The organism is Bradyrhizobium elkanii WSM2783, from assembly GCF_000472865.1.
Taxonomy (GTDB): domain Bacteria; phylum Pseudomonadota; class Alphaproteobacteria; order Rhizobiales; family Xanthobacteraceae; genus Bradyrhizobium; species Bradyrhizobium elkanii_A.
In genome coordinates this window covers 1-8,235 of record NZ_AXAP01000160.1, presented here as the reverse complement: position 1 = coordinate 8,235, position 8,235 = coordinate 1, and the positions used below count along the sequence as shown (strand labels likewise).

General features: G+C 61.9%; 5 protein-coding genes and 2 pseudogenes. 2 read left to right on the top strand and 5 right to left on the bottom strand.

Going from position 1 to position 8,235, the window contains the following annotated elements:
* Together YY7_RS62485 and YY7_RS61605 are read left to right on the top strand one after the other, a co-directional pair.
* A pseudogene (locus YY7_RS62485) lies at window positions 1-630 on the top strand (lipo-like protein); the annotation flags it as partial.
* 51 nt (window positions 631-681) lie between these two features.
* Window positions 682-939 (top strand): hypothetical protein, encoded by a 258-nt coding sequence (locus YY7_RS61605; protein WP_155255675.1) that lies wholly within the window; start codon window positions 682-684, stop codon window positions 937-939.
* A 106-nt stretch (window positions 940-1,045) separates the two neighbouring features.
* Here YY7_RS61605 and YY7_RS57365 read toward each other — a convergent pair.
* The 5 genes and pseudogenes from YY7_RS57365 to YY7_RS0148570 form a co-directional block, all read right to left on the bottom strand.
* Window positions 1,046-1,984: pseudogene (locus YY7_RS57365) on the bottom strand (IS630 family transposase).
* A 1,785-nt stretch (window positions 1,985-3,769) separates the two neighbouring features.
* A complete protein-coding gene (locus YY7_RS59865) occupies window positions 3,770-4,108 on the bottom strand; it encodes a hypothetical protein (protein WP_080664213.1) in 339 nt (112 codons plus the stop codon).
* 399 nt (window positions 4,109-4,507) lie between these two features.
* The gene (locus YY7_RS0148580) at window positions 4,508-6,673 is read right to left on the bottom strand and encodes a xanthine dehydrogenase family protein molybdopterin-binding subunit (protein ID WP_028167745.1); all 2,166 of its coding nucleotides are present in this window, start codon (window positions 6,671-6,673) and stop codon (window positions 4,508-4,510) included.
* On the bottom strand, window positions 6,670-7,659 hold the full coding sequence (locus tag YY7_RS0148575; RefSeq protein ID WP_035691962.1) for an FAD binding domain-containing protein: 990 nt from the start codon (window positions 7,657-7,659) through the stop codon (window positions 6,670-6,672). The genes YY7_RS0148580 and YY7_RS0148575 overlap by 4 nt, the downstream gene beginning before the upstream one ends.
* Window positions 7,656-8,147: a (2Fe-2S)-binding protein gene (locus YY7_RS0148570; protein ID WP_028167743.1), complete on the bottom strand. Its 492-nt coding sequence runs from the start codon at window positions 8,145-8,147 to the stop codon at window positions 7,656-7,658. The genes YY7_RS0148575 and YY7_RS0148570 overlap by 4 nt, the downstream gene beginning before the upstream one ends.
* Window positions 8,148-8,235: the final 88 nt, after the last annotated feature.

Below are 8,235 nucleotides of genomic sequence, written 5' to 3'. Positions count from 1 at the left end.
ACTCAATCGACCTGGTCGCATTCGGCGTTGTACGTCGGGCCGATAGCGGGCGCCGCAACCGAGGGCGAGCCCCACGTCCTGATCGAAGCCAATCTCGACGAAGGTGTCGTGTCGGCGCCCCTGTCGAAATATCTGCATTGTCGAACCCGCATCTGCCGGCCGGTTGGCCTGAGCGAAACCGACTGCGAAAAGGTTTGCCGCTACGCCTCTGAACGCATTGGCCTCGGCTACGATTTCAGGAACGTCATCGACCTGATGCGCTATCTATTCCCATGGCCGGTGGCGCCGCGTTGGCGCCGCCGAACGATCGCACTCGGCTCCGGTGATGCGAGCCGCATCATCTGTTCATCCCTGATTGCGCAAGCATTCGACGCCGTGCGTTATCCGATCCTGCCCAAGATCACGCGCATCGAAAGCCAGACGGCGCGGCGCGAAATCGCCGAGACCCGTCACTCGTCACTCTACGCGCCGCGCGACTTCGATATTTCGCCCTACTTCATGGTGGTGAAGCCCACGCTCGCGTTCGGCTTCAACTATAAAGACATGCAGTGGGCCGATCTTCTCCAGGTTCACACCACACAAGCCACGCTCGCTCCAGAGATAGAAGGCGCGATCGCGAGGGCGGCCTAGCCCAAATTTCCGCCGAGGCACTAAGTTGCGCAACGCTCACGGATGATTGACATGTCGAAGCCACGTCTACTACTGATCCATTGCTCAAGCGGTATCCGGCCGGGAGCAAAGTACGGGCAGCACGGCCGCAGCTTCCGACCTCTGATTATTGATCGGGCGGCGCGAGCGAGACCAGCGCCGAGCGAAAGCTCGTGGGAAGCTGCGCTTAACCCGACCAATGTTGGTTTCTTAATTTCCATTACCTTCTTGCAGGTGAGCATGGCAGTTCTTGATGCCTGGACTCATCCTGAAAACGACCAGCGAGATTGACATGCGCACCCGAGCCATCTGTTGCGGCCGGGTGGGTCACCGAAACTCCGCCTCCCGTATCATTCGCATCGACCGTGCTGCTCTAGACCGCTAAAGCGCGATGGCATTAAGTTCGATAGCCTGAATTTTTGAGGTAGTTGGCGCATTCCTCGGAGGTGAAGGCATCGAGTGCATGGCCGATTGCGGCGCAAACCGCGTCGACGGTTCGCGCGGCAGCTTTGCGGAGCAGGTGCTTGAGCTTGGCAAAGACCTGTTCGATCGGGTTCAGGTCGGGTGAGTATTTTGGCAGGAACAACAGTTTGGCACCGACCGAACGGATGAGCTGGCGAACTGCTTTGCTCCTGTGGCTGCCGAGGTTATCCAGGACGACGATATCGCCGGGTCGAAGGACGGGCAGAAGAACCTTCTCGACATAGGTGCGAAAGCTCACGCCATCGATCGGCCCCTCGATGAACCATGGCGCATCGATCCGGTTATGGCGCAGGGCCGCCAAGAAGGTCATGGTCTTCCAGCGGCCATGTGGAACTTTGGCGTGAAGTCTGCGCCCGCGCGGCGCCCATCCCCGCAGGGCGCCATATCAGTCCTGGTCCAGGTCTCGTCGATGAAGACCAGCCGCTCAGCTTCGATGCGACCTTGATATTTTGTCCACTGGGCTCGCCGCCGCGCGACCTCGGGTCGATCGCGTTCGCCAGCCGCCACGCTTTTTTTTGAAGCTGAGCTTCTCGGCATGCACAAAGTCCCACACCGAGTGGTAGTCGACCTTCAGGCCGCGGTCGGCAAGTTCGGCAACGAGACCGCGTATGGTGAAATCGCCGTCCCTGATCCGCTGCGACAGCCAGACTGCGTGGTCTCCCGAAACCGCCTTCGGCTTGTGACCGCCCATCTGGCCGGGCTCAACGCTACCGGTCTCCGCGACCCGCTGCATCCAGCCGACGGCCGTGCTGATCGCCACCCCGAACTGCTTGGCCGCCCGATTGCGCGACATCCCGCCCTCGATCGCGGCCACGACACGCTTACGGAGATCCAGAGAATAAGGCTTGCCCATCCATGCTGGCCTCCGCCCAGCCAGCATGGTGAATCAGAAACACACTGATTTGGGAATCCCAAATCGATTCAACCTAACCCCATCCCGTTTTAGTGAACCGGTTTCCGGGACAGCAGGGTCAAATGTCCGTCCGGGTCTTGGTTGTGTGGAAACGGATAGCTGGAAGCTGCCGTGGTCGGCCATCGTTGTAGGTCACGGATGTTTCCGCGTCGGATCGGCCCAGGTGGTTACAGCGAGCCGCTGTCGTGCATTTGGAGGTGCAGTTGGCTGCAATCAGGCTTGGTTAGCCGACGATGTTCATCACTCGTGTGAGGTTATGCGCCGCTCTCAACCGAAGAGGCTGGCTCGTGGTTCCTAATGCAGGGTAGAGACCCAACGTTTAGCCAAGTGGCCTAAGATCGGCCGTCCAATGGCTCGGTCGACTGGATGAATGACAGCCGCCCGTCGGTTCATCGGAAGCTACATGGCGTTGTGGCTGTGCGCGACGCCCGTTCGTCCCAGAGACCGCGCACCGGTTCGTCACCGTTCCGTCCGCATGTATTCGCTGCGTTCAGATATCAACCGCAGATCAGGACCCGCACTCAAGGAATGGGAAGTTTCTAGCCGTACCGAGCTATCTCGAGGGCGCTCTGCTATGAGAACCCAGCCAATCACGCCAAAAGCGAAAAGAGCGGCAGCTACCGCCCAAGGATGCCGCACCATAGCGTCCTCCCTTGGCAGTTAATGCTATTGGGAAGGTAAGCACCGAAAGCTCGTTATCCCAATTCACGATCGCGCGTGTCCGCACATCAGATAGGCATTATAGGCACCGAAGGCGCCCCGGGGAAGCGGTCGAGGCGGCCGAGGACAGGGCAGAGCCCGAACCCTTGGTCTCTACGCATTCAGGGCTACCGCGCGCTGAGCTGATTTCGAGTACTACTATCGCAAGATCCCGGGCGAGTAACCTCATCCCGAAAGCCTGGAAGTTGCCTGACCGGGGTATGCGCCAAGACGCCGGGCGGTGAGATGCATAATGTTAGAAAGCCGGGTGGCAGACGCAATCGTCCGATGCGCACGTAGCGGAAAAACGACATTGGGCAGGAGAGCGCGTTCGGTTCAGCACTTCGCAAAAGCGTGCAAAGGTCAGCCTGACCATTGGCCGCAACTTTCGATTTTTGCCGGCACGATGATCGGCCCAGCGCAGGTCGCGGCTCGCCACTAAGTTCGGACTAGTGATCGCGCCATGGGGCCGCGGCGTAGTCGTGATCTCGGCAGGCCTTCCGGTGCTGATCGCGTGATGCTTCTGCCTCATCCTCGCACCGCGAGTTTGCCCTCGTCCGCGCCGGCCGAATAAAGACGGTCTCATCTGTCCGCGCGCGTCCCGTCCGTTTCTCTCTGAAACTAGCGCTTCCCTTGGCCTCGACTGCTTTCGACTCCTAAATTCTGGATCAGCCTATCTGCATTTGTCAAAATTTCCTTCGACTGCTTACTCTCTCGAATCCAATTGAAGCCGGCCAAACTCGTGCTAACGTTTAGGGCTTTGTGAAATAAGCAAAAGTGGGCGCACCCGGCACCATGCGAACGTGTGACCTTTGCCTTCGGAGGGCAGCGGTCAAGAACGCAGACGATCTCTTGGTCAATGCGCATGTACGCGCGGCGTTATCCTAGGCGGCCAGCGCAACCCGTTGCAAAGGCGCTGCGAAATCGATCCGCTTTCCGGCACGTGATGCACAGGGTCGACGACTATCACATGAGCTTGCCGCAGGTTCAATTGGACAACATCAACCAGCCTGATGATAAGGAGACTCAAGCCTGCGCGGCTCCCTTGATCGTCATCGCCTTTTTGGGATCAAGCCAGTGGTCGATCCGATCAGCCCAATGCTGCATCAGCTTCGTGCGCGAGCCGAAAAGCGCGACCGGTCCGTCGCCAATGTCGAATTTCGATCGCGCGGCGCGGCAGTCGACGTCGATCAGATCTGCCTTGGATTGACGCCCGCACCATCGCTCTTGCGGGCCATCCGCTCGATTCCTTCGTTCAGAATAGCGAAATTCGCCGCGATCGTCTAATTTCTCGATACCAACAAATTGGATGACTGGTGCTAATTTTTTACCAATATTTTCAACAGTCTCAAAAATCCTCCCCAAAAATATGGAATCGAACCAGTGATCTAAGCTATTGTTCTTATTGATATTTTCTGCTTGGTGCCCCTGGCCGATAATTGCCTAGAGCCATAACCATTTGAATTTGAAACCATTTTTGTCGACGATTGCTGCCGATACCAGCACAAATACCAGCAGGATGCGGACGGCATTAGCTCGCAAAAAACAGCAAGCGATCTGCGCCGGCAGGGTCCGTGCTCAACAATCGCCCGACTGGAATCGAACCGGGCTCAAACTCGAAACCTTTGCAGGAGGCAGGCGAGCGTTTACTCAGCGGCTTTCAGTCTTTCGAAGTGGAGTAATCGAAATCGGGAGTTTGACTCCACTCCGCCATCATTTTCCGACAGCGCAGAAGTTATTTGAGCGCGCAGTCACGTGCCGCGATCAGAGACAATCCTCGATCCGGATCGGCAGCTTGCGAATGCGCTTGCCGATGGCGTCGTAGACGGCGTTGGCGATCGCGGCCTGGATGCCGGCGGTCCCGAGCATGCCGATGCCTTTGACGCCGCCGGGGAGATGCGGGTCGTCCTCGTCGATCATGGCGATGTCGAATGCGGGCATGTCGGCATGAACCGGAATGAGATAGTCGGTGAAGGACTTGCCGAGGATGCTGCCGGTCGCAGCATCGGTCACGGTCTGCTCATGCAACGCCATGCCGATGCCGCCGATGAGACCGCCGATATACTGGCTCTTCGCCAGCAGCGGATTGAGGATGCGCCCGGCCGCGAAGGCGCCACAGACGCGGCGGACGCGGATTTCGCCGAGCGCGGCATCGACACCGATCTCGACGAAGATCGCACCATATCCCATGCCGGTCGCGGCAAGCTGCTGATGATCGGTCGCCGGGCTCTCGCCGTCTGCCTCCAAGCCATCAGCGGCCGCACGCGCGAGCACGTCGGTGAGCCTTTCGCCGGCGTTGCCGGAGCGGCTGCGGATCATCCCGTCGGCGAATTCGAGATCCTCCGGCGGCTTGCCGCCGAGCGACGACGTCGCGTCGGTGGTTGCGAGGCCCGCGAGGGACGCGCGCAGTTTCGCCGTTGCAGCTTCCACGGCGGGAAAGATGCTCGCCGTGACCTGCGAGCCGCCGGAGAAGGGGCCGTCCGGCAACTCGGTGTCGCCGAGCTCGACGGTGATCTTGTCCATGGGTAAGCCGAGCGCATCGGCCGCGATCTGGCCGAGCGCGGTGTAGGTGCCCGAGCCCATGTCCTGGGTGCCGCACTGGACCAGCAGCGAGCCGTCGGCGCGCAACGCGACGCGCGCGCGGCAGGCCTGGCGTATCGCCGGATAGAGCGTGGTCGCCATGCCGAAGCCGATTTTCCAGCGGCCATCTTTGGCGGCCGATCGCGCGCGGCGCTCGGCCCAGCCAAAACGCTCGGCGCCAACGCGATAGCATTCGCGAAGGCTGTTGCTGCTCCAGGGCCGGCCGTTTTCCTGGTCGTGATCGGCAAAATTGTCGAGGCGCAATTCGAGCGGATCGACCCCGAGCAATTCTGCGGCCTCGTCCATCGCCGACTCCAGCGCAAAGGTGCCGGGAGCCGTTCCCGGCGCACGCATCGGAACCGGCTGCGGCTCGTTGGTGCGCACGAGGCTGTGACGCGTGGTGACGTTGGGGCAGGCGTAGAGGAAGCGCGTGTAGACCGCGGTCGAGTCGGAAAATTCCGCATGTGTCGAGGTCTGGGCTACGACATCATGCTCGATCGCCGTCAGCCGTCCATCGACGAAGCCGAGCGCGAGGTCTTGCGCCGTCTCCTGCCGCCGCCCGACCAGGGTGAACATCTGCGCGCGGCTAAGCTCGAGCCGCACCGGACGGTTCGTCTTTCGCGACGCCAGCATCGCCCAGAACATCCACGGCCACCACAGCTGTCCCTTGCAGCCGAAGCCGCCGCCGAGATAGCGCGACAGCACGCGGATGTCGACGGGCGGCATCTCAAACGCATGCGCAATGATCGCGCGCGTGGCGAAGATCGCCTGGGTGCAGGTGTGGACGACGGCCTTGTTGCCCTCCCACCAGCAGACGACCGCATGGGGCTCCATCGGATGATGGTTGTTGACGGTAGTGGTGTAGCGGCGCCGCACCACGAGCCCGGCTTCGCTCAACGCCTTCGCAGAATCGCCGCGGCGGGTCGCGGCCGGGAAACGCCCGACCATCGCCGGCTCATAGGCCTGGTCCAGCGCCTGGTCCATTTGCGTCAACGCGGTGCGCGCTGCGATCGAGGCTTGTGTCGCCTTCGCCGCTTCGCGGGCCTCCGATAGCGTAGTGGCGGCGACGAGCGCGACGGGCTGGCCGTGAAAATGGATGGCCTTCTCCCGGATCAGGGCGGTTGCCGCCGACGGCTTCAGCGAAGCCGCATCTTCGTGGCTGACGAGGGTGGCAAATCCCGGCAGCGCAGCGGCACGCGATGCATCGAGCGACTGCAATTCGCCGCAGGCGATGGGCGACTCCACGAGGGCCGCGTGCAGCAGGCCCTCGGGCATCATCTCGCCTTCATAGCGGGCCTGGCCGGTGACCTTGAGGGTGCCTTCATAGCGCGCGATGGTTCGGTTCTTCACGAATGGCCTCCGGCCGTTTGCAGGGCGCGAATGACGGCGTTGCGCAGCAAGGGGATCTTGAATGCGTTGCCTTCGAGCGGGCGCGCGCCTTCGATTGCGAGCGCGCCGGCCTCGGCAAAGGCGTGCTCCGTCGGTGCGCGACCGATCAGCGCCGCCTCGCTTTTCTCAAGTCGCCAGGGCAGTGGTGCAACACCGCCAGCCGCGAGCCGCGCCTCGGCGATGACGCTATCCTCGATGCGCAGCGCCGCCGCGACGGAGACGACGGCAAATTCGAACGAGGCGCGATCGCGGATCTTCAGATAGGTCGCGTGGTTTGAGAAACGCGCCGCATTGAGCATGCGGATCGCCGTGATCATCTCCCCGGGGCGCAGAGATGAATCGGGTGCGGTGGTCTCGCCCGGCAGCGGGTAAAGCTCGGACAGTGCGAGTTCGCGTTCGCCGCTATCACTGCTCACCACGATCCTGGCGTCAAGCGCGGCCAGCGCCACCGCGAGGTCGGACGGATGCGTGGCGACGCAGCCGGGCGAGCCACCGAACAGCACGGCATGGCGGTTCTCGCCATGTCGGGTGCCGCATCCGGACCCGGGATCGCGCTTGTTGCAGGCCAGTCCCGCGTCGCGAAAATAGGGACAACGTGTCCGCTGCAGCAGATTGCCGCCCATGGTTGCGACATTGCGCACCTGTCCGCTGGCGCTCGCAAGGATCGCATCGCATACAAGAGGATAGTGCGCTTTCACCTCTGCATGGGCGGCGATGTCACTCAGCCGCGCCATCGCGCCGATGCTGAGCGTGTCGCCGGCACGGATAATGGTCGCAAGCGGGAGGTGCGAGATGTCGATCACGTCCTGCGGCGCGGTCAGCGACGCTTTCCAGAGCGGTAGCAGATCGGTGCCGCCGGCGAGATAGGCGGCACCTGCCCTCTCGCCGCGCGCGAGCGCATCGGTGAGTTCGGCCGCGCGAATATAATTGAAGGAAGCGCTGCTCATAGCCCGCCGACCTCCGCGATCGCAGCGACGATGTTGGCATGGGCGCCGCAGCGGCAGAGATTGCCGCTCATGCCTTCGCGGATGTCGTCGATCGAGCGTGGCCCCTCCGCCAGCAAGGCGATCGCGGACAGAATCTGGCCCGGCGTGCAGTAGCCGCACTGGAGCGCATCGTGCCGGATGAACGCATCCTGCAGCGGATGCAGGCGATCGGCCGTGCCGATCCCCTCTATCGTCGTCACGTCGGCGTCGCCAAAGGATGCTGCCAGCGCCAGGCAGGATGCGATCCGACGGCCCGCGACCAGCACCGTGCAGGCGCCGCAGCCGCCCATGTCACAGCCCTTCTTGGTGCCGGTGAGCCCGAGCTCGTCGCGGATCACGTCCAGCAGGGTCGCGGTCGGCGCGATCTCGCGCTCGTATCGCGTGCCGTTGATCTTTATGGACAGCGCGATGCTCTGTTTCGGAATGTTGGCGTTCGGTGATTGCGTCATGTGGTGTACATCGCCGTGGCACTGGAATGTTCGGCTGCGATTATGGCAGGCTAGGGCGAAGCTGGAAGGCATGGTATTATCCTAGGAT

Excerpts from the sequence above, each read along its gene's own strand:
- YY7_RS61605 (WP_155255675.1), top strand. The coding sequence starts at position 682 with ATGTCGAAGCCACGTCTACTACTGATCCATTGCTCAAGCGGTATCCGG.
- YY7_RS0148575 (WP_035691962.1), bottom strand. The coding sequence starts at position 7,659 with ATGAGCAGCGCTTCCTTCAATTATATTCGCGCGGCCGAACTCACCGAT.
- YY7_RS0148570 (WP_028167743.1), bottom strand. The coding sequence starts at position 8,147 with ATGACGCAATCACCGAACGCCAACATTCCGAAACAGAGCATCGCGCTG.